The sequence below is a fragment of the Stenotrophomonas sp. YJH_SMC_65 genome, assembly GCF_059369475.1.
The window spans coordinates 86792-107662 of sequence record NZ_JCAFSR010000005.1; the positions used below are offsets into that span (position 1 = coordinate 86792).

Consider the following 20871-nt stretch of genomic DNA (forward strand, 5'->3'; position numbering starts at 1 on the left):
TCAGCCCTCGTTGCGCGGGATCGCGAAACGGTAGCCGCGACCGCGCACGGTCTCGATCGGCTTCAGTTCGCCATCCGGGTCCAGCTTCTTGCGCAGGCGGCCGATGAACACTTCCAGCACGTTCGAGTCGCGGTCGAAGTCCTGCTGGTAGATGTGCTCGGTGAGGTCGGCCTTGGAGACCAGTTCACCGGCATGCATCATCAGGTACTCCAGCACCTTGTACTCGTAGCTGGTCAGGTCGACATTGCTGCCGGCCACGCTGACGGTCTGGGCGGCGAGGTCCAATGCGACCGGGCCGCATTCCAGGGTCGGCTTGCTCCAGCCGGCGGCGCGGCGCAGCAACGCGTTGACGCGGGCCAGCAGCTCTTCGACGTGGAACGGCTTGACCAGGTAATCGTCGGCACCCTGCTTCAGGCCCTCGACCTTGTCCTGCCAGCTCGAACGCGCGGTCAGGATCAGCACCGGGAACTTCTTGCCTTCATCACGCAGGGCCTTGATCAGCTCCATGCCCGACATCTTGGGCAGGCCGAGGTCGATGATGCCGACATCGAACGGAACTTCGCGCCCCATGTAGAGGCCTTCCTCGCCGTCCTGCGCAGCATCGACGGCAAAGCCTTCGCGCTTGAGCCGGGCTGCCAGGGTCTCACGCAGCGGGGCTTCGTCTTCGACCAGAAGGATACGCATGAACTCTCCCTAGTGTCCTGGGTGTGGCCCGGAGGCCTGTGGGGTACGGGTTGATAGCGACAACTATCCCTGTTCAGGGGTTATCGCCGCGTAGTGATGACATATCCGACCGCGGCGTGCGCGGCTGTGAACGCGACGGGGCGGGGTCGTCCATGTAGCGGACCCGGCCCCGGTCGTCCATGTACTTCACCCGGTTGATATCACGACCATCGAACGGCACGCGCTCGGCACCGAGGATGTGACCACCCGTGGTGCGCTGCACGCGGCGCACGGCATCGGACAGCGAACGCTCGTCGCCACGGTTGCCGCGCTCGCCCCGCTCCATCATCTCCGCACGCCCCTGCTCACCCCGCGGCGGCTGCTGTGCCAGCGCCGACGACAGCGGCACGGCCGACAGGACCACGCAGGTGGCCAGGGCAATGCGGCGATGGAAGGGAGCGGAAGACATCGATGCGATCCTAGCCGAGCACGGCGATTCGTTCAAAAGTCGTAAATCCGGATGCCGGGTTCGGGGCCCGGCGCTTTACAAATCCTTTGCAAATTCTTGGTTTGGGGCAGTGAATCCGGTCTGAACTTTTCCGGCCGCGACCCGCGATGTTCAGCTAGGTGAACATTCGGAACGAATCACCGCGCCTTGTCAAGTCAGGAATGTGACAGCGGTCACGCTGCGGCGCGATCAGCGTCGCGTTCGGTCACGGTAAGCGCCTGCTCGACCAGGCTCCAATCGGCGCCCGGGCGGTGTGCGCCCTCGCTCAGCACCTGGCGGAATGCGCGGCCACCGGGCTGGCCATGGAACAGGCCGAGCAGGTGACGGGTGATGTGCTTCAGCGCCAGGCCTTCGCCCAGGCGCGCTTCCACGTAGGGGCGCAGCGCGCGCAGCAGGTCGCCGCGGGCCTGCAGCGGGGCGCCGGTCTGCAGCGCCTCCAGCTGATGCAGCAGGTAGGGATCGTGGTAGGCCGCGCGGCCCAGCATCACGCCATCGACGTGCGCGGCCTGCGCCTGCACCGCCTCGACGCTGGCCAGGCCGCCGTTGAGTACCACCGGCAGCGCCGGGCGCTCCTGCTTCAGGCGGTAGGCCCAGTCGTACTTCAGCGGCGGAACCTCGCGGTTCTCCTTCGGCGACAGGCCCTTCAGCCACGCGTTGCGCGCGTGCACCACCACCATCGCGGCACCTGCGGCGACCTGGCGGTCGACGAAGGCGGCGAACACGTCGTAGTCGTTGTCCTCGTCCACGCCCAGGCGGCACTTCACCGTCACCGGGATCTCGACGGCATCGACCATCGCCGCCACGCACTCGGCCACGAGCATCGGCTCGCGCATCAGGCAGGCGCCGAAGCGTCCGGCCTGCACGCGGTCGGACGGGCAGCCGCAGTTGAGGTTGACCTCGTCGTAGCCCCAGTCGGCAGCGATGCGCGCAGCCTGCGCCAGCAGCGCGGGATCGCTGCCCCCCAGCTGCAGCGCCAGCGGCTGTTCGCTGCGGTCGAAGCCGAGCAGGCGCGCGCGATCGCCGTGGATGACCGCGTTGGCGTGCACCATTTCCGTGTACAGGCGCACACCCGGTGCCAGCACGCGATGGAACACGCGGCAATGGCGATCGGTCCAGTCCATCATGGGGGCCACGGACAGGCGCAGGGAATCGGCGTAACGGGCGGTGGCGGACGTCATCGGGGTGTTGATCGTGGAGACTGGCATTGCCAGTGAGATCAATAGTTTACACCGGACGGCTGAATGGCGGCGGGTGGCTCCGGGGCTGGCCGCTCGACCGGCCCCGGGGACACCGCGTGGCTTACAACCCGCGGTTGCGAACCTGTTCCTGCTGCTGTTCCTGCGCACGCTGGTTGAACTGACTGTCCAGCGCTTCGCTCTGCCGGCTGCTGGCCTCGACCGAGTGCGACACCGCCTGCTGGCGGTCGACGAAGGTCCGCTGCGCTGCCGGGTCACCCAGCTCGCCCTGCACCGCGAACAGGCCGGTGCCGTCCGGGCGGGCCACGACATGGTCGATCTGGCGCATGCCGGACACCTTGCTTTCGTAGGCCAGCTGGCCAGCCGCTCGTTCGGCTTCCTGCGGGTTGGCGAACAGCGGCTTCAGGCCGGCCTGGGCGCGCTGCTGTTCGAGCGCCTGCAGCTTCTCCAAAGCCTGGCCGAAGCGCGCGTTGTCGGCATGCCCGGCGTCGCGCATGCTGGCCGGCGCTGCAGGTTCGGCCTGGGCCGGTGCCGCCGGCGCGATACCGGCCTTCACCGCGTTGGGCGCATCCACCTGCGCCAGGGTCCTGCGGCCGGCCTTGCCATCGTCGTCCAGGCCATTGTTGGCCTGGAACTGCTTGACCGCTGCAAAGGTGTCCTTGCCATACACACCATCGGCGTGCAGCGGCTTGCCGTCGGCCCCGGCGTAGCCCAGCGCCGCCAGCTTGCCCTGCAGGGCCTTGACCTCATCGCCGCGCTCGCCCTGCTTCAGCACGCCATCGGCCATCGGCGCCTGCTGTGCACTGCGTGCGGCCTGCGCGGCCTCGGGGCCCTGCGCGTGGACCTTGCCGCCCAGGGTGATGCGGTCGTTGAGCATGTCACCCAGGAACCTGCGGTACTGATCGGGCTCGAGCTCGATATGAGCGTGCACGGCACCCGGGGTACCGGCATCGGACTGGCGGATCAACGGCGCACCGTACTCGACGAAATCACCGGTCTTGTAAGGGGTGGTTCCACGCGCACCGTGCAGCACCTGCCCGACCAGTTCGCGCTGCGGATGCCCGGCCGGATGGCTCCAGATGCTGATCGAATTCCACTTGTCATTGTTGACCTGGACATACCCGGCGACCGGATTGGGAATCATCACCTCCCGATCGCCGCGCGCATTGCTCAGGATCAGATCCTTGTGCACCAGCGGGATGCCGTTGCGATCACCGCGGGTCCGTACCGTTTCCAGTTCGCCCTCGACCATGGCCGACGGGCGGTCAGCCTTGGCGGCATTGCCGGTGCGCACGGCCTCGGCATTGGTGTTGGGGTGATGGATCTTCAGTTCGCGATAGGCATCCTCGCCACTGGTGCCATGGCGCAGTGTGCGGTTGCTGCTGCCGTTGCCAAAGGGTTCGACCACGACGATGCGCTGGCCACCGGGCGCGGCGGCGGCATCGGCTTCCCGCGCAGTCGCGGGTGCGGGTGCCGCAGCAGGAGTGACCGGTGCAGGCGTGGCCGGTGCCACAGGCTGCGCCGGCGTGTGCTCGCGTACCGCCGTATCCAGGGCCTGCAGGGTCTGCCGGCCGGCCTTGCCATCGACGGTCAGCCCATGCGCCTGCTGGAACTCGCGCACTGCATGCTCGGTATTGGCACCGTAGTGGCTATCGGCTGTCAGCGGTTGCCCGTTGCGACCGCTATGGCCGGCCTGGATCAGCTTGGCCTGCAGGGCCTGGACCTCGGTACCACGCTCGCCGGGTGCCAGCACGCCGTCGGCCATCGCCGATGCCGCCGCACGCTGGCCGCGCTGGCCGCGCTGGCCGGGCTCAGGTTCACCGAACACCTGCTGGTAATCCTTGCCCCGGTAAGCCTCGGGGTTGTGGTTGACCTGGTCGTAGCGCGCCAGCCCGACCAGTGCGGTCTTCTCGGTGAGCGCACGATCACGCAGCGAATCCCACAGGGTGGGCGAGCTCTGGAAGTGCACCTGCACATTGGCGTGCTTGTAGTCCTGCACCGCGCGGACGATCTGCTCGTCACTCAGCTCAGTCAGCTTGAAGTCTTCGCCATAGGCCTGCTGCAGGCCCTTCTGGAACACCGACCGGGTCATGCCGCGGTACTGCACCGAGGTGCTCCACAGCGCATCCTGCACGGCCGCACCACGGCCGGAGAGATCGATGCCCACATCCTTCAGGCGGCCCATCTGCACGTCGTAGTACTTGTGCTGGATGAAGTCGTGCTGGTCCCTGGCAAACCCTGCCGGATCGGCGGCCGCCACTTCCTTCCAGCGTTCGGTGAAGGCCGGGGTTCCTGCCTGCAGGCCGTTGAAGCGGTTGCCATAGCGCGAGGCGGCGACGTACTCATCCACGCCGCCAACGTTGGTGGCGTACTGGTAACTGCCATACGACACGCCGCCATGGTCGCCCCTGCCGGTGGAAACGTGGCCGGGGCCGCGACCTCCGGTTTCGAAATGCGCCGACGTCTGGCCGCGATGCCAGTTGTCCATTGCCTGCTTTGCCTGGGTCACAACATCCATTTTCCTGCACTCCTTTGCGGGGGAATTACTTCGAGGTCAGTGCCTGCAGCACGTCGGCACGGTTGGCGGTGCGATTGATCCGGCAGGACTGCGCGTCCAGCATCTGCCCCTGCCCGTCTTCGGCAGGGTTCCAGCTGCAGTAGCGATTGGTATCGGACATGTAGGCGGCCTGCTCGTCCATCAGCCTATCCTTGTCCTTGCCATCGGGACCGTCGACGATCTTCATGAAGGCCTGCTCGAGTCGCTGCTCCTGCCAGGCAAGCTCCTCATCGCCACACGCCTGCAGTGCGGGGGTCTCGCCGCCGCTGGAGTTCACGCACGTGGCGTACTGCGGCCGCAGCGTGGCTTTGTTGTAGGAATCATCCGGGCGCTGCGGCGGCATGTCCTGATCATCGGCATCGGCCGCTGTCGTGGCAGGTGCGGCGCGTGCAGGCTCTGCAGTGGCGGGCGGCGATGCGGTGGCGGGCGCGGCGGCCGCGGGGGCAACCGCCGTATCCGCCTCCGGGCTCTTGGCCTGGCATGCTGCCAGGCTGAGGCCCAGGGCCAGCGCAAGCGCGATGGCCCCGGCCCTGCCGAACGTTTCGCGGGGGGCCGCTGGAAGGTGGTTTGTTCCCTGCATTGCTTGCATCTCCTTGGCATCCAGGCACGTGGCCCGTCAACGCGGGGCCGTCCATCGGCCCCATCGGGAATTGCATGCTACGCCAGCGTGGATTTCAGATGCCTGACTGGATTCAGAATGTGTGCACCTTGTCCCAACTGCAATCTGCACGGCGCAACGTCCTCGCGATCGCGTTCGCGAATTCGTATGTTGAGGTCGCTCACATGATGCCCAATGCTCACGAATCTCAACGAAACTGCCGTTTCAAGGACATCTTGAAGGCTTGACCGCAGTCAATTCCGCTGCCCTGCCAGCAGACGGGCTTTCGGATCGGCGTCGAGGCCCCCTGCAATGCCGCCATCGAGGCTCATCATCGCGCCAACACGCCCTTCTGCAGTTCCACCGCACGGTTGGCGTAACGATTGATGAGGCACGACTGTGCATCCAACGCCGGGCCCACGCTGTCAGTGGCCTGGCTGCAGTGTTTGTCCGTGTCTGCAGCCCAGTTGGCCTGCTCGTCCATCCAGCGGTCCTTGCCCGGGCCGTTGGGGCCGTCCATCAGTCGCGCGACCTGTGCTTCCAGCAGCGCCTTGTGATGGGCGAGCTCGGCCGTATCGCAGGCTTCCAACTGGTCGTCCATGCCGCGGGCGTCCTGCACGCAACGGGTGTATTCCGGACGCAGCGCTGCCTGGGTATACGAGGTATCCGGCGGCGCGCTCTGCGCCAGCAGCTGGTCGGCACGGTTGGCAACACGGTACAGGCGGCATTCCTGCGCGCCCTGCAGCTGCTGCACGCTGCTGTTGGGGACATCGCGGCAATAACGGTCTGTATCGCTGCGCCAGCTCGCCTGGGTGGCCTGGAATGCCGTCCGGGCAGCGCCGTCGAGTCCGGCCAGCGCCTTGCTGGCCGCCGCTTCGAGACGCCCTTCCTGGTAGGCGAGTTCGTCCTTGCCGCAGGCCTGGAGCTTGCCTGCATCTTCCACCCCATCCACACACCAGCCATAGGCTGGGCGCAGGCGACCGTCGGTATAGGACGCATCCGGGTAGTGGAGGGAATCTGCCGATGCCGGGCCGGAAGGGGCTGTCGGCGATGCCGCAGCAATCGACGCGGGGGCCGCCGTTTCGGTCGATGCCTGGGAAGAAGGCGCCTGGCATGCGGTGAGCGCCAGGCACAGGGCCAGCACCTTCCAATACCCATGGCCGACGCCGACCCGTTCGCTGCGCCCAAGCGCGCCCAATGCCTGCATTGCCAGTTTCTCCCTTGCGTGTCGCCAGCGGGTGCCGGCAAGGAGGGGCCGTCCATCGGCCCCATCACGCGGGCAATGCTACGACGGCGCCGGTTTCAGGTGCCTGACTGGATTCAGAATGCGTGCACGTCGTCTCAGACGCGGACGCTGGAACCTCAATGCCCGCCTCCGCGCCCGCCTACCTGTTCGATCAACGTCTGGCTGGCCGCATTCAGGCCCACCACCGTCACCCCCGCCCCATGCGCGGCCAGCTTTTCCTGCGCGCGTTCCAGCGCGGCCACCGCCGTCAGATCCCACAGATGGGCATCACGCAGGTCGATCTGCACCTTCGGTGCCACATGCTGGTAGTCGAACGCGGCGCCCAGCTGGCCGGCGGACGCGAAGAACACCTGCCCGCGTACGCGGTAGACCTGCGTGTCTGCGACATCCTCGCGCTGCACATCCAGCATGCGGCCAACCTTGCGCGCGAAGAACAGCGCCGACAACAGCACGCCACTGAGCACGCCCTTGGCCAGGTCGTGGGTGGCCACGGTGACCACCACGGTCAGCAGCATCACGGCCGAGGAACTGCGCGGATGCGTGCGCAGGTCGCGCAGCGATCGCCAGCTGAAGGTGCCGATGCTGACCATGATCATCACCGCCACCAGAGCGGCCATCGGGATCTGCCGCACCAGGTCGCTGCCGTACACCACCAGCACCAGCAGCAGCACGCCGGCCACCAGGCAGGACAGGCGGCCACGGCCACCGGACGTCACGTTGATGACCGACTGGCCGATCATCGCGCAGCCGGCCATGCCGCCGAGGAAACCGGTGACCGTATTCGCCACGCCCTGGCCGACGCATTCGCGGTTGCGCTCGCTGGGCGTCTCGGTGATGTCCTCGACGATCTGCAGGGTCATCATCGATTCGAGCAGGCCGACCATCCTGAGCCGGGCGGGCCGGCTGCCGATGTGCGGCAAGGGTCAGGGTGGCGTGATCACTGCAGTGCGTCGTCGAGGAGCGTAGGAGGGGCGCAGTCTAGGCCCAGGCGGCTCAAATGGCCGCCTGCACGGGCCTGATTCAGGCTAGTAGGTGTGTGCGGCAATCAGGAAGTTCGGCAACTGCCCCGTGAAACTCTGGTAGGACGCGCCGCTCAACGAACGTTGACGGTTCTCTCTACGCCTGCAGTAGTTCAATCGCACCTGCGAAGCATTTGGAGTATTGATGTACGGCTGATAGCGCATGTTGCCGCGAATGGTCGGGCCACTTCCGTAGTAGGCGTAGATGTCATGGCACAGTCCAATGTCGGACATCAGATAGGCGAGATTCTCACCAGGACCGTTGAACAGTGGCCCTTGCCTCACATTGTCGGTGGACATCTCGGTAAAGCCTGGAACACTTCCACCCGATTTATCGACCAAACCAGCGATGCGCAGTGGACGGTTTGACATATCCCACTGGATGGATCCGTCGGCGTTGTAGACCTGCATGCCTGTACTTCCACTGTTGACCGCCCGCCCCCATGCCCACCACTCGAAGCTGGTGGTCCCTTGCCCCATGCTCCAGTAAAAGCCATTCAGCGCTGACATCACCTGTGCGGATCCGCCATTGCAGCGGATGAACACCAGGTACGGCACGCTCTGTGCGGGAAGGCTTACAAACCCGCTCGCGCCATAGGCGGACGTATTGCTTGCAATGGACTGCGTGCCCTTGGCTATCGAAAAGAAGACGAAGGAATGTGCGTTCACAAGAACCGGAACGCCGCTGTCATTGGTGACTTCAAGACCAACAGACATCAGAAGACTCCGTAGTAGATGGAAGCAGTCGGGTTGGCAATCGGCGAGAACGTGAACTGCATCCGCAATGTATTGCCGCCGTCGACAAACGACATGTACCCCAGCGCAGGCGCGGAAAACTGATTGCCATTCTGGTCCTGCCAACTGTCGGAGCCAGGGCTGGGCAGGATGGCAAATGGCTCACCCAGGCCGGCCAGGCCCACGCTGCTGGACGAGCTTCCAACGACCGAGAGAGTGCCCATGATCTTGCCGGCACGATCATTGGTGTCGAACCACATCTGCCCATCCGGGCCGAATATCTGCATACCTGTTGCCATTACCAGATCCCCATGCGGACGCGGACGCGGCCGTTGCTGTCGTAAACGTGGATGACACTGTCATTGATGGTCAGGCGGCCGCCGTTCTCGGGGCCGTTCATCGTCAGCGTGCCGTTCTTGTCGAGCCTCCATCGCGGTTGCCCGCCGGCACCGACCGCATTGGACTGGATCACATCGCCGATCATGGCGTTCTGGATCCAGCCGTTGCCGATCAGTGCCTGGCTGATGAAGGTCTGCCCGCCCTGCACCACGAAGGGCGCACTGACCTGCCCGCTGTTGGTGTTGATCAGCGCGAAGCGATCAGCCTGCATCAGGATCTGGCTCTGATAGCTGCCATCTGGCTGCTGCTCCACGCCCAGACCCATGCCGGCCATGTAGATCTGCCCGGCGCTGGTGATCTGCGCCTTGACCGTATAGGTCGCGCTGACCTTGCCATCCAGGTTGACCACGGCCTGCGAGACCTGCTGGACCGCGGCGCTGACGCCCTCGATCTTGCCTGGAACACCTTCGATGGACGCTTCGACCGTGTCCACGCGCTTAGCCAGTGCCGCGTCCTTCTCGGCCATCACGCTGTAGACGGTGATGGCACCGGCGCTGACATCGTTCTCGCCGACGTTGTAGTCCTCCTCGCCGGCAGTGTGGTCGCTGACCTGGGCGAACAGGCCGTCGACCTTCTGCCCCTGCGCAGCCACCTTGCCATCGACGTCGGTCACGTCCATTTCCAGCTGGTCGACACGGCCGACGATGGCACCCGCCTCGGCGATCGCGTCGCCGATGTTCTTCCAGTGGCTGCCCGGCGGCGTCTCGTTGCCTGCAGCGGCGCCCTGCCAGCTCCAGATCCTGCCGTCGTGGATGACGGTCTGCCCTGGGCTGTAGGTTGCCTCGGCATCCCAGACCAGCGGCAGCACTTCGGTGACGCGCTCGATCTTGCCCTTCAACTGTTGGCCCAGCGCGCTTTCGTTGATGCGGCCGGCGAAATAGGCGTCGTAGTCCGATGGGTTGCTGCTGGACTCGCCCAGAACACCCATCTCCACCGGATGCCACGGACCCACGTTGCCGCTGCGATCGACCAGGCGCCCCCAGAACCAGAAGCGTGCGCCCGCCGCGAGACCGTTCATCTGGTGCCGCGACTGTGGATAGGCGAAGTCGCCAAGCTTGATGGCCGCTGCGCGATCCGGGCTGGTGCTGTACCAGAGCTCCGTGCGTTCGGTATCCGTGGCGCCTGCCGGGAATTGCCAGCCCAGCTCGATGCCGAACACCCTGCTGCGCGCGGTCAGCGAGGTCAATGCCGGTGGCGGCGTCGTCTTGCCTTCAATGGCGGTGAGCGCGCTGAGCGTCGGCTGCGACACCGCGCCCAGCGCATTGACCGCGCGTACGCGCGCCAGATACTGGCCGGCGTAGACGCCCCGCACTTCCAGGCTCTGCGTCCCGACGCGGCCGACGCGGACCCAGTTGAGATCACCACGGCGCCATTCCACGTCATAGCCGATCGCCTTGTCCGCAGCATCCCACTCGATCGTGAGCACGGAGGTAGCGATGCCCTGGTCGACCACCACATGCGAGGCCATCCGCACGTTGGCCGGTGCCGGCTGCACGCTGGGCGGGATGATGCTGATCGGCGGCTGCTCCAGGCGCGTGCCGTCGTCGATGGCGGCGTACTTGCCCGGCACGTGCTTGAGCGCGGTGATCTGATAGGTCAGGTCCTCGCCTTCGCTGATCGACAGCACGCGATAGTGCTGCAGGGCCAGCTCCGGCGATTCCAATGCCCAGACCGACTGCGCCACCGGCACCGCCGACCAGGGCGCGCTGACGGTCACCGTCTCGCCGTCCACCGACTGCACCGTGCGTGCTTCGGTCTGCCCGCTGGGCAGGGTGGCACGCAGGGTGTCACCGGCCGCGATCTGTTCCGGCATCCGGTCCAGCACCAGGCTGCGCGTGCCCGCACTACGGATGCGGCCCGCATTGCGGCGGCCGGCGCGGTTCGGGTCGGCCACCTGGATCACATCACCGGGCATGCAGCCCAGCGCATCCAGGCCCACCGAGAAGCTGATCGTCTCGGTTTCCAGCATCTCGGTATGCAGGATGTGGTTGCCCACGCGCTGCGCCTGCGAACGTGAGTGGCAACCCACCGCCGTCACTTCAGTTTGGTTGATGCCGTAGCGGGCCACGCCGGGCAGGTGCTGGACCACTTCGACCTTCTGCCGACCGAAGTCGTCCGGATCGATCCACGACACCAGGGCCACCGTGTGCCGCGCCGTGCGGCTGCTGCCAGCATAGTGGAAACGCCCTTCGATGACGTTGGCCTGGCTGTAGGTCAGCACCGGGTCCTTGGGCATGTCGGCCGAGGCCATCACCTGCCCCGCCGCATAGAAGCTGATGCCGCGGAACATGGTGGCGATGTCCTGCAACACGCGATAGGCCTCGGCGCGGGTCTGCAGATACAGGCTGCAGGTGAAGCGCGGCTCCTTGCCGCCCTGGCCATCGCTGACCAGTTCATCGCAGTAGCGCGCGATCTGGTACAGCCGCCACTTGTCCACCCAGTCCAGCGGAACACGATGGCCCAGGCCGAAGCGATCGTTGGTGACGATGTCGAAGAACACCCAGGCCGGATTGTTGGTCCAGCCACTCTTGAAGGTACCGTCCCACACACCGCTGTAGAGACGGCTGAGCGGATCGTAGTTGGAGGGGATGCGTACGATGCGGCCCCATAGCTGGTAGGACCGGGTGGGAATGTTCTGGAACTGGCTGGCATCAACCTGCACCGCCGCCAACGCACAGTTCGGATAGCGCAGCTTGGCATCGATGATCTCGGTCATCGACAGCACGTTGATGGTATCGGCGATAGTGCTGCTGTTGGCGTTGGCGGTCAGCCGGCGGATGCGCACCTGCCACTGGCTGCCGGCAGGCAGATCGATGCGGCGGCTGCGCTCGTACTGGCTGGTGGTCTTGCCGCTGAAGGCATCGGTCAGCACCGTGCTGAACGGGCCGCCGTCGGTGGACAGATCCACCGCGTACATGATCCGGTAGCCTTCAGTGTCGCCGTTCTCGGTGTTGGTCTTCTGCAACGCCGGCACCGCAAAGCGGATACGGACGGCTGACAGATCGGCACCCGATACGGTGCGCACCACCGGCGCATCACTGCGCAGCTCGACGTTGACCCCGACTTCGTTCTCGATGGAGGGGAAGCCGCTGATGTGCTCCTGGTCCTGGGTGCCGGAACGCGTCTGCACGTCCACGCCGGAGAAGTTCAGCGTGCCGTCCGGATTCTCGATCGGCACCTGGTCCAGGTAGATCGACTGCTTGCCGGCAACCAGGCCACGGATCTCGCCCTCGCTGGCGAGGTCGATGATGCGGGCCACCGCCATCGAGTGCAGGCTGTCGGCGGTTTCGACCGGGGTTCGGGCGTTGCTCGCGCCCTTCTTGGCGCCCGCCAGCACTGGCGTGGCTGCGCCACGCGTGCGCGGCGTGGGATGAGTGGTCTGATTCAAAACTGGTCCTCCGCCAGGATGCCGCCGCTGATCACGGCCGAGCCGATGAACATGCCCTTGGTGTCATGGCCGCCATAGGCGACCGGCACGGGGTTGCCTTGCGCCTGCGTGTTGACGGTGCCGTTCATGCTGTAGCTGGGCGCGTTTTCGGGTGTGTCTTTGGCACCCAGGCCTTTTGGCTGGGGGGAGAGCATCTGGGCGACGCCACCGACCACCATGCCCACACCCATCTGGATGAATCCGGTACCGGATCCACCGGCCGCAATGTTCATGTAGACGCCAACAACAATCAAAACAACGCCCATGATCGTCTGCAGAATGCCTCCCCGCTTGCTGCCCACCAGAACCGGCGCGATGCGGATGTCATCCTGTCCGGGCGGGTCGTGCAGCTGATCCCGCGACAGGTTCTGCCGCCCGTTGAACACGGCAAACTCCATGCCCTTGGCCTTTGCGCCCATCAGGTACTGCTGGAATCCTGGCAGCATGGTGCACAGTGCATGCACCGCCTCGGCCGGGCTGTTCACCGCCAGCCGGAACCTGCGCCCAAAGCGGGCACCCAGCTTGCCGTACAGGCGGATCGTACGAAGACGGTCAGTCATGGCGCACCTCGCGATGGCGGACGATGCAGCGGGTGCGCTCGGCCCACATGCCGCCGTAGGGCACGGTCTCGGACAGGCGGCCATGCAGGTGGTGCAGCATCTGCCCGTCGCCGAGGTAGATGCCCGCGTGGTTGGTGACCGGCGAGCGGATCTGCATCAGGATCATGTCGCCCCGCTGCGGCTCGCCCTCGATCAGGTCGAAGCCCTCGGCGTGCAGCCGTTCAAGGCTGTACAGGTCCTGGCCGTGGCTCCACCAGTCGTCCTGGCGTTCGTACTCGGACAGCGGGATGCCCAGTTCGCGTGCGTGGAAATCGCGGACCAGGCTGTAGCAGTCCAGCACACCGTGGGCGAACTGGCGACCGACCAACGGTGCCATGTAGCCAGTGGGATGCAGGGTCTGCAGATCACCGCACAGCGGTGCCTCGCCTGTTACCTGGCCGACGCTGACGATGTGCCAGGTCAGCCCGCTGCGCTCGCACATGACCCGATCGGCGTCGGACGGCGTTGCGGCGGCATCGGGATGGCTGTGCACCAGGGCCAGCACCTCGCCCTTGTCCTCGGCCACGGCATAGTCCTCAGCGGGCAGGCGGAAATGCTCGCTGGGCGTGGCGGCCACGTTGCGGCAGGGAAGATAGCGTTCGTGGCCTTCAATGGCCACGATCAGCCCGCAGCATTCGCGCGGGTACTCGGCCACGGCGTGCGCCTGGATGGCCTGCAGGGTTGTCGGTTGCATGTTTCACCCATGAAAAAGGCCCGCGCGGGCGGGCCTGGAAAGTGGAATTCGGGAGGGGATCGATCAGGAGCGCAACAGGCCCGCGGCGGGGAAGCCGCCATAGGGCAGCGGCTTGTCCTGGCCGAAGCGCAGCTTGCAGCTGCGTACCCGACCGCCGCACTGGTCACGCGCCGGATCATCGGTGGCGACGTCGTCGCTGTCGGCCACCGCTGGACCGTTGTAGCCGCAGTACGCGCCGCGATAACCGCCACGCACCAGCCAGCCACACATGCCGGCGATGATCTGCCTGCCCGGCAGCTGCTGCCCATTGAGATCGATCGCGGTGGTCAGCTCGAATTCGACCATCTGCTTGTCCTCACCGATCTTGCGCTCGATGAACCAGACTTCATCAGGGAAGTGCTCGCCAGGATCCGCGCTGGGATTGCCTTCCTCGAAGTTGGCGGCATCCAGGTACTTGGCCAGTGTCTGCCGGCGGATGATGCGGGCACCGACCAGGTCATCGAACAACAGGCACATGGCGGTGATGCGGCCATCGATGTTGCTCACGCGCAGGCGCGGGTTCGGCGGCTGGTCGCTGGTGCGCTCGAAGCCGCTGGCCTCGATCGGCCAGGGGCCATATTCCTGGCCCTGCCACCAGATGAGGCCACTCTGCAGGTGCGCGTGGAAGAAGAGCTTGTCGGCGCCGAAACTGCTGGCGTCGAGTTCATAGACGGTGATGCGGCCACCCGGCTCAAGCTGCTGGGCATCGGCGGTGATCATGGGGTGTTCTCCTGTGCGGCATTGGGAAGAGGGGGTGGCACGGGGTACCGTTCCTGGCCGCACGGTACGATGACGTGGTGGCCTGGGCGCAGCGAGGCAGTGGTGGTGAAGCAGGCGTGCTTTGGCGCCTGCGGAGCGGGGGTTGTCATGGCTCAGAGCTCCGCATCGGCCTGGACCAGCACCTGCGAGGTGGTCGACCACACCACCACCGCGCCCCAGAGCTGCATGTTGTTCGGCATCGAGGCGATGACTGCCGCGTCAACCGTGGACTGCCAGCTGGGCGCTCCGCCGTCGAAGTTGACCAGGTTGCCGGCATTGCCGAAGCCCACCAGGTTCAGCGCGGTGGACGGCGAGGAGATTCTGGGTGCTGAGCGTTTGCGCACCTTGAACGGGATGCACGCTCGCGTGTCGCCGTTGGCGGTGTAGGTGATGCCGATGATCCGGTTTACATCCACCGTCTCGTAGTAGCGCTGGCACAACAGCAGCTCCAGTGCTTCGGACCGGCGGTCGAAGTCGGTGGCGGTATCGCCTTCTTCGATCTGCACTTCGGCCACTTGCACGCTGCCGCTCTTCTGCCCGGCGGCGAACGCGCGGCCGCCGAAATCGGCACCTGCGTCCAGCCAGAAGCTCAGTTGCAGGTAGCTGTCCGGGCCCAGCGTCTTGCCGGCAAGACCGGGAACTTCCACGGTGACCTGGTGCCATCGCCACAGCGTATCGAGCACGACCGAGGCGCCGATGCTGTCGCGCGCGGTAGACCCACCCGTTCCGTAGGACTGCTGCAACTCCACGCCGATGCGGAAGTCGTCCACCGAGGCGCGAGCCTTGAAACTGATCGTGACGGTGCGCCCGGCCAGTGTCCGGACATCCTCGATGCGCTGTTGGACCAGCGCCATGTTGCCGGCACCGGCAACGCTCTGCACCTCCAGCCGAAGCAGGTGGCGCGACCCAGCCAGCAGGCGCCCTCCCTGGCCGCCGCCTGGAGGCACATCCTCGCGTGAGGCAGCCACCCTGGTGCCGATGGCATTGACCGCCCAGCGGTCAGCGATGTGGCGAGAGCCCGTGGATGCAGGGAACGCTGCACCGCGCTGCCAGAACCGGAAGTCGCCGTTGATGAGCGGGTTCCTTCCGGCCATGCGGCCTTCCAGATGCATGAGCGCCGATTGCGCGTCGTCCAGACCAGCGTAGATCTCGGCGAAGTTGTCGTTGATCTTGGTGAATGCCGGCCGCTGGGTCTCACCCCGCTTGCCGTTGGGCTGGACGGTGTCCAGGTCGATGATTCTTCGTGTCATGTGCAGTCCTCGCTGCGTGCGCCGGTGTTGACGGCCAGGGGGTCAGATCTCGGCGTCAGCCGCCCAGTTGCCGCCCACCAGATAGGCATAGAACGGCGTCAGGCCAGAACCGAAATCAAGCTGAAGCGTGAATCCATCGGGACGAAGGAACAGCGGGACAGCCATTCCGCGTGACCACCCGTTGCCGTTGAACAACGACCAGTAACCGAGGGCCGGCGCCACTTCACTATTGGAGTAGAGCGTGAGTGCGGGCACAGTGCGTTTGGCGACCTTGAAGGAGATCTGCTCACTGCGCGCCAGGCCTGCCTGGAACGCGGCGGCGACGCCCTGCGGTGACGGCATGCCAAGCTGCGGTGCCTGTTCCAGCGGGAAGCTCTTCTCGTAGTACCGCTGGCACAACATCAACTCGGTTGCGTCATCACGCATGTCGTAGTCGGTAGGTGTCGCCCCCTTCTCCAACTGCATGCAGGTCAGCGAGAAGGACCCAGACTGGCCGACAAGCTGTCCGCCATAACCACCGGGTGTCGCAAAGTCGACGATGGCGTGCAGCTTGCTGTTGGCTCCCACGGTCTTGCCAGCAATGGATGGCAACTCGACGGTGAAGTACCTGAGCGCGGCCGCGGTGCCGATCTCCTGGACGCCTGCCCGGACCGTCACATCCGGAGACCCATTGGTACCAAACGTCTGGATGAAGCGAACGCCGATGCGGCAGCCCGGCGTCGCGGCCCATGCCTGCATGCTCAGCGTCACGGTACTTCCCGCCAGCGTCTGCACGCCTTCCACCGGCTGGGTGACGAACGCCTCGGTCGCGGCCGTCGATCCGGTGAGATCGCAGTTCATGAATCCCGTGACCCCGAATGCCGGGGCATCGAAGCTGCGGCGTGACACCGCGACCTGCCCCGCCCCAGTGCATACCACCTGGAAGCGATCGGGAACATACACCGCCAGAGGCGACACCACAGTGCGGCTGCTGCCCCGTTGCCAGAACCTGAAGTCACCGTTGATCAGCCGGTTCCGGCCGTTCTGCCTGCGCCGGAGATCCTGCACCGTGGTTTCGAGTTCATCCAGATCCGTGTAGAGATCGGCGAAGTTCTCATTGACCTTGGTGAAGGCCGGCCGTTGCGTCTCACCCCGCTTTCCGTTCGGCTGCACGGTATCAAGGTCGATTGTGCGTCGTGCCATGCGTCGTCCTCCTCAGCCGCCGATGATTTCCGGCGCCTGCTCGGCAGGCCAGCCGAATGCATCCGGCTGCGGCAGTTGCGCCTGGACCTGCCGCCAGTCCGGCGCGGTCTCCTCGGCGGTGGACTCAATAGTCTCCAATGCGAGGTTGACCCCGTCGCGCCAGGCAATCATGGCGATGGCGTCCTGCGCATAGCGCGGCACCGCACTGCCCGCGTAGCTGCAGCAACTCTCGATGCTGTCATAGCCGCGATCGCGGGCACACTGGGCCATCCACTCCCACGCCTTTCCGCGGATGAAGCGATGGAACTGCGCCGAGCCGGGTGCGAACAGCGGCGGTACCGGCTCCGGCTCATTGCCTGCCGTACACCAGGCTTCATAGTCATTCCACAGACGGTGGCCACGTGGAATGAAGGCACCGGTCTGCAGGCACTTGATGGTGTCGATCTCTTCGGTCAGTTGATACATGTCATAGCTCCGCGTCGGCGGTCCAATGGAAGGAGGAGCCCCAGTTGCCTGCGGCGGATTGGTAATTGACCTGTGCGCCGGACTGGCCGGCATATACGATGGACGTCACCGTGCCGATGCCGCCGCTTGCGCCGGATATGCGCCCTGCCTGCCCGTTCACATCGCTGTAGACCGTGTAGGCTGGGATGGCCCGCTTGGGGACGCGACACCGGATATGCGAGGTGCTGCCAACGCCGACGCTGCGGTCGTAGAACTGGTTGTCGCGTCCGATGCCATCGGCCGTGCCAGGCGGCACATCCAGGTTGTAGCTCTTCTCGTAGTAGCGCTGGCACAGCTGCAGCTCGTGGGCCAGCGGGCGCAGGTCGAATGCCGTTGCCCTGTCGCCGCGCTCCAGCTGCATCATCGCAAGGCCGAACTCTCCGCTCTGACCGGAGATGACACCGCCATAGGCATCGGCGCACAGATCCACCACCAGCCACAGGAAATCGCTGTCGGCATTGCTGCCCAGCGTCTTCCCCTTCACCGATGGCAATCGCGCACTGAGCTGGAAATAGGTCCAGGACGCGGCGGTGACCGCTACGGTTCCCAGCTCTACGCTGACCGCGGCGGACGGCGAACCACCGGTGCCAAAGTGCTGGATGAGACGAACACCGATGCGTTTTCCTGGCGGGCCATAGGCGAAGCCGGAAACCACCACTTCGCCGTCGGACAGCGTGGCGACCCCTTCGACCTTCTGTGCGACATAGGCGCTGCTGCCTGCACTGACCTTGGAGACAACGCTGTTGAGGAAACGGCGCGATTCCGGCGCGGCACCGCCGGCAGGAAGATTGGCCCCGCGATTTGCGGTATGCGTGCAGCTCAGCGCTGCCACGGTCCAACGATCGGCCACATAGATCTCGCCGCCTTGGGTGGTGCCAGTGCTGGCCCGCTGCCAGAAATCGAAGTTGCCGTTGATCAGGCGGTTCCTGCCTGGAGCCGCGCTCTGCAATGCGCTTTCCAGCGAATCCAGCGCGCCATACACTTCGGCGAAGTTGTCGTTGATCTTGGTAAACGCCGGGCGCTGTGTTTCACCCCGCTTACCGTTCGCCTGAACGGTATCGAGGTCGATGATTTTTCTCGTCATTGCTGTCGTCCTGTTCCCTGCGGGCGCCCCGTCAAAGCTCGGCGTCGGCCCACCAATGCCACCAGCCGCCCCAGCGGCCTGGATTGTTGTTCCAGCTGACTTCGTACCCGGAAGGCGAGGCGTAGTTGACCAGGCAGGGCACGCGGGAGATGTTGTCTTCCGCGATGTGCCCATCCTGCTGGATGTTGTCGGCCGAGATGATCATCACGTAGGGATGGGCGCGCTTTGCCGTCTGGAATCGCACGCTCTGGTAATGCGCCATTCCCGGTGAGTTGATCGAGAATGCCTCGCGCCCTTCGTTGTGCGCCGTGTTGGGTACGATGTCGAGGTTGTAGCTCTTCTCGTAGTAGCGCTGGCACAACGCCAGTTCCACACCTGGCGGCCGCCAGTCGAAGCGTGTCGCTGCGCGGCCCGATTCGACCTGGAACTGGGTAAAGCCGAACGAGCCGTTCTGTGCCACCAGCTCGCCCTTCTGACCAGCACCGCACAGGTCGAACACTACGTAGAGGTGGTCGTTGCCGTTGCTGCCGAGCACCTTTCCCCGGGTACTCGGCAACGTCACCGTGATGCTGTGACGTTTGGCGGTGGTGCCCAGTGTGAGCACACCGGCTTCCAGCACCACCTGCGGCGAGGGTGAGCCGCCGGTTCCGAAATCCTGGATGACACGCACGCCCACACTGCGACCGGGCGCATCAGAGTTCGCCCATACCGAGATCGTGATGTCTCCACTTGCACTGCCGACACCCTCGATCTTCTGCCCCATCCAGGCGCCACTTCTGGTGATGGCCTCGGATACGGTGCAGACCAGAATCGACCGTGTGTCTTCCGGAAATCCGGCCTGCCCGTCGTACGCCACCCGCTGTACGTCGTGGTTGCAGACCAGCGCCGAGTTCGTGAAACGGTCGGCGAAGAACACTTCCGCGCCCAGCGTCCCCGACCCAGTGCCGACACGACCAGATGTACGGCGCTGCCAGAACTGCAGGGCACCATTGATGAGCAGATTCCTGCCTGGAACGCGGTCGGTGATGGCATTCGCCACGGTTTCCGGGATCTTCGCGACCTCGGTCAACGCGTCGTAGACCTCGGCGAAATTCTCGTTGATCTTGGTAAACGCCGGGCGCTGTGTTTCACCCCGCTTTCCGTTCGGTTGAACGGAATCGAGGTCGATGATCTTTCGTGGCATTTGTGCTGTTTCCTTGATGGTTTCGGTTGCGAAGGAACGCTCTCCAGCCCTCCCGCGGACCTCAGATTTCGGCATCCATGGTCAATCCAGTGCCCTCCGCTGCCGAATCTCCGCTCTGCAGGATGCCGGCCTGACCCGCTGCGGCAGTGTTCAGCGCACCGATGATGGTCATGCGGGTCGACGTAACTTCCGCCGCACTGAGCGCTGTCAGGCTGGTTGCACCGTCTCCCGTGAGCAGCCGCCATTGCGATGGGTTCGAGAAGGCGACCGCGGGTACCGACCGCATTCGCTGATTGAATCGGTAGGTGAGGTACACCGCGTTGTCGCCCCGAATCAGGCCCACGCCAGCGTTGAAGCGCGATCCACCGTCGAACGGCACGCCAGTGGCATCCACCTGGTAGTAGCGTTGGCACAGCCGCAGCTCTTCCCCCTTCGGCCTCCACTCGAACGGCGTCGCGAGCGGGCCCGCCTCCCACTGGAACTCTCCGAAGTACAGCTGGCCCTGTTGCGCGCCCAGTCCTGCGGTGCGGCTGGCGAACTGCGTGCCCGCCGTTACCCATATGCAGACCACGGCCGCACCGTCACCGGACAGTGCCTTCCCTGAGATGGAAGGCAGGGTCACCGTCCTGCGGATCCGGTTCAGGCCGGAGGCCAGCTCGACCACCTCCGGCGCGATTCCCAGCACAGGCGTGCTTCCCCCCGCGCCAAAGGTCTGGGCGAATTCAAGGGCGATCTTCCGCCCGGCGGCGCCGGCGTTGAACACCAGGAACGAAACGGTGCTCTCCACGCCCGCGAAGTTGCGGACGTCTTCCACGCGCTGCTCGAAGACAAAGAAGTGGTTTGTGCCATCCGTATTGCCACTCGAACTGACCGACAACGTGAAGGTGCTGAACGGGAAGTTGTTGTCGCCTGCCGCTGCAGTATTGCGCTTGAACACGGCGTCTTCGACGTTGCCCATCTGCAGGAACCATCGGTCGGCTGTGTAGTTCCCGGAGATGCCGAAGCTGCTGCCGCGCTGCCAGATGTCGAAATTGCCATTGATCAGGCGATTGCGCCGTGCCGGCGCGCGCATCATGGTATCGGCGAGCTGCCCGGGCAGGCCGTCGACTGCCTGACCAACCTGCTGAAAGTTCTGGTTGATCTTGGTGAAGGCCGGCCGCTGGGTCTCCCCACGCTTTCCGTTGGGCTGGATGGTATCCAGGTCGATCCGTTGAAGATCCATGCTCATG

At 65.2% G+C, this 20871-nt stretch carries 18 protein-coding genes and 1 pseudogene; all 19 read right to left on the bottom strand.

What is annotated here, in order from left to right; all coding sequences use genetic code 11:
* The gene (locus AC5P7A_RS10835; protein WP_004136763.1) at nucleotides 1–684 is read right to left on the bottom strand and encodes a response regulator transcription factor; all 684 of its coding nucleotides are present in this window, start codon (nucleotides 682–684) and stop codon (nucleotides 1–3) included.
* Between the two features lie 73 nt (nucleotides 685–757).
* Entirely contained in the window at nucleotides 758–1132 is a 375-nt protein-coding gene (locus AC5P7A_RS10840; RefSeq protein WP_014645619.1) for a hypothetical protein, read from the bottom strand.
* A gap of 212 nt (nucleotides 1133–1344) precedes the next feature.
* Nucleotides 1345–2376 carry a tRNA dihydrouridine(20/20a) synthase DusA gene (gene dusA / locus AC5P7A_RS10845; protein ID WP_495220133.1) on the bottom strand — a complete coding sequence of 344 codons (1032 nt, stop codon included), beginning with the start codon at nucleotides 2374–2376 and terminating at the stop codon, nucleotides 1345–1347.
* A gap of 94 nt (nucleotides 2377–2470) precedes the next feature.
* Nucleotides 2471–4885 (bottom strand): VgrG-related protein, encoded by a 2415-nt coding sequence (locus AC5P7A_RS10850; protein ID WP_180835345.1) that lies wholly within the window; start codon nucleotides 4883–4885, stop codon nucleotides 2471–2473.
* Nucleotides 4886–4910: 25 nt separating this feature from the next.
* Nucleotides 4911–5267, bottom strand: coding sequence for a lysozyme inhibitor LprI family protein (locus AC5P7A_RS10855; RefSeq protein WP_065428057.1), 357 nt, complete (start codon nucleotides 5265–5267; stop codon nucleotides 4911–4913).
* A 586-nt stretch (nucleotides 5268–5853) separates the two neighbouring features.
* Nucleotides 5854–6729, bottom strand: coding sequence for a lysozyme inhibitor LprI family protein (locus AC5P7A_RS10860; protein ID WP_445978562.1), 876 nt, complete (start codon nucleotides 6727–6729; stop codon nucleotides 5854–5856).
* Between the two features lie 155 nt (nucleotides 6730–6884).
* Nucleotides 6885–7664: pseudogene (locus tag AC5P7A_RS10865) on the bottom strand (SulP family inorganic anion transporter); the annotation flags it as partial.
* A 129-nt stretch (nucleotides 7665–7793) separates the two neighbouring features.
* Nucleotides 7794–8504: a hypothetical protein gene (locus AC5P7A_RS10870; RefSeq protein ID WP_041862971.1), complete on the bottom strand. Its 711-nt coding sequence runs from the start codon at nucleotides 8502–8504 to the stop codon at nucleotides 7794–7796.
* Complete coding sequence (locus AC5P7A_RS10875; protein ID WP_227863853.1) at nucleotides 8504–8782, bottom strand: hypothetical protein; 279 nt, start codon at nucleotides 8780–8782, stop codon at nucleotides 8504–8506. Before AC5P7A_RS10875 ends, AC5P7A_RS10870 begins: the two co-directional genes overlap by 1 nt.
* A 38-nt stretch (nucleotides 8783–8820) precedes the next feature.
* A complete protein-coding gene (locus AC5P7A_RS10880) occupies nucleotides 8821–12309 on the bottom strand; it encodes a TipJ family phage tail tip protein (RefSeq protein ID WP_126411616.1) in 3489 nt (1162 codons plus the stop codon).
* On the bottom strand, nucleotides 12306–12908 hold the full coding sequence (locus tag AC5P7A_RS10885) for a tail assembly protein (RefSeq protein WP_049441827.1): 603 nt from the start codon (nucleotides 12906–12908) through the stop codon (nucleotides 12306–12308). The genes AC5P7A_RS10880 and AC5P7A_RS10885 overlap by 4 nt, the downstream gene beginning before the upstream one ends.
* Complete coding sequence (locus AC5P7A_RS10890; RefSeq protein ID WP_014645609.1) at nucleotides 12901–13641, bottom strand: C40 family peptidase; 741 nt, start codon at nucleotides 13639–13641, stop codon at nucleotides 12901–12903. Before AC5P7A_RS10890 ends, AC5P7A_RS10885 begins: the two co-directional genes overlap by 8 nt.
* A 63-nt stretch (nucleotides 13642–13704) precedes the next feature.
* Nucleotides 13705–14400 carry a phage minor tail protein L gene (locus AC5P7A_RS10895; protein WP_014645608.1) on the bottom strand — a complete coding sequence of 232 codons (696 nt, stop codon included), beginning with the start codon at nucleotides 14398–14400 and terminating at the stop codon, nucleotides 13705–13707.
* Nucleotides 14401–14552: 152 nt separating this feature from the next.
* Nucleotides 14553–15689 (bottom strand): hypothetical protein, encoded by a 1137-nt coding sequence (locus AC5P7A_RS10900; protein WP_111206523.1) that lies wholly within the window; start codon nucleotides 15687–15689, stop codon nucleotides 14553–14555.
* Nucleotides 15690–15731: 42 nt separating this feature from the next.
* Nucleotides 15732–16871 carry a hypothetical protein gene (locus tag AC5P7A_RS10905; RefSeq protein WP_495220134.1) on the bottom strand — a complete coding sequence of 380 codons (1140 nt, stop codon included), beginning with the start codon at nucleotides 16869–16871 and terminating at the stop codon, nucleotides 15732–15734.
* 12 nt (nucleotides 16872–16883) lie between these two features.
* Nucleotides 16884–17336: a hypothetical protein gene (locus tag AC5P7A_RS10910; protein WP_049441823.1), complete on the bottom strand. Its 453-nt coding sequence runs from the start codon at nucleotides 17334–17336 to the stop codon at nucleotides 16884–16886.
* A 1-nt stretch (nucleotide 17337) separates the two neighbouring features.
* Nucleotides 17338–18459 carry a hypothetical protein gene (locus AC5P7A_RS10915; protein ID WP_049441822.1) on the bottom strand — a complete coding sequence of 374 codons (1122 nt, stop codon included), beginning with the start codon at nucleotides 18457–18459 and terminating at the stop codon, nucleotides 17338–17340.
* A 31-nt stretch (nucleotides 18460–18490) separates the two neighbouring features.
* A complete protein-coding gene (locus AC5P7A_RS10920) occupies nucleotides 18491–19642 on the bottom strand; it encodes a hypothetical protein (protein ID WP_495220135.1) in 1152 nt (383 codons plus the stop codon).
* A 61-nt stretch (nucleotides 19643–19703) separates the two neighbouring features.
* Complete coding sequence (locus AC5P7A_RS10925; protein ID WP_495220136.1) at nucleotides 19704–20870, bottom strand: hypothetical protein; 1167 nt, start codon at nucleotides 20868–20870, stop codon at nucleotides 19704–19706.
* Nucleotide 20871 lies beyond the last annotated feature (1 nt).

Excerpts from the sequence above, each read along its gene's own strand:
- AC5P7A_RS10890 (WP_014645609.1), bottom strand. The coding sequence starts at position 13,641 with ATGCAACCGACAACCCTGCAGGCCATCCAGGCGCACGCCGTGGCCGAG.
- AC5P7A_RS10855 (WP_065428057.1), bottom strand. The coding sequence starts at position 5,267 with ATGCCGCCGCAGCGCCCGGATGATTCCTACAACAAAGCCACGCTGCGG.
- AC5P7A_RS10860 (WP_445978562.1), bottom strand. The coding sequence starts at position 6,729 with ATGCAGGCATTGGGCGCGCTTGGGCGCAGCGAACGGGTCGGCGTCGGC.
- AC5P7A_RS10875 (WP_227863853.1), bottom strand. The coding sequence starts at position 8,782 with ATGTGGTTCGACACCAATGATCGTGCCGGCAAGATCATGGGCACTCTC.
- AC5P7A_RS10905 (WP_495220134.1), bottom strand. The coding sequence starts at position 16,871 with ATGGCACGACGCACAATCGACCTTGATACCGTGCAGCCGAACGGAAAG.
- AC5P7A_RS10920 (WP_495220135.1), bottom strand. The coding sequence starts at position 19,642 with ATGCCACGAAAGATCATCGACCTCGATTCCGTTCAACCGAACGGAAAG.
- AC5P7A_RS10900 (WP_111206523.1), bottom strand. The coding sequence starts at position 15,689 with ATGACACGAAGAATCATCGACCTGGACACCGTCCAGCCCAACGGCAAG.
- AC5P7A_RS10885 (WP_049441827.1), bottom strand. The coding sequence starts at position 12,908 with ATGACTGACCGTCTTCGTACGATCCGCCTGTACGGCAAGCTGGGTGCC.
- AC5P7A_RS10910 (WP_049441823.1), bottom strand. The coding sequence starts at position 17,336 with ATGTATCAACTGACCGAAGAGATCGACACCATCAAGTGCCTGCAGACC.
- AC5P7A_RS10840 (WP_014645619.1), bottom strand. The coding sequence starts at position 1,132 with ATGTCTTCCGCTCCCTTCCATCGCCGCATTGCCCTGGCCACCTGCGTG.
- AC5P7A_RS10850 (WP_180835345.1), bottom strand. The coding sequence starts at position 4,885 with ATGGATGTTGTGACCCAGGCAAAGCAGGCAATGGACAACTGGCATCGC.
- AC5P7A_RS10925 (WP_495220136.1), bottom strand. The coding sequence starts at position 20,870 with ATGAGCATGGATCTTCAACGGATCGACCTGGATACCATCCAGCCCAAC.
- AC5P7A_RS10895 (WP_014645608.1), bottom strand. The coding sequence starts at position 14,400 with ATGATCACCGCCGATGCCCAGCAGCTTGAGCCGGGTGGCCGCATCACC.
- AC5P7A_RS10915 (WP_049441822.1), bottom strand. The coding sequence starts at position 18,459 with ATGACGAGAAAAATCATCGACCTCGATACCGTTCAGGCGAACGGTAAG.
- dusA (WP_495220133.1), bottom strand. The coding sequence starts at position 2,376 with ATGCCAGTCTCCACGATCAACACCCCGATGACGTCCGCCACCGCCCGT.
- AC5P7A_RS10835 (WP_004136763.1), bottom strand. The coding sequence starts at position 684 with ATGCGTATCCTTCTGGTCGAAGACGAAGCCCCGCTGCGTGAGACCCTG.
- AC5P7A_RS10870 (WP_041862971.1), bottom strand. The coding sequence starts at position 8,504 with ATGTCTGTTGGTCTTGAAGTCACCAATGACAGCGGCGTTCCGGTTCTT.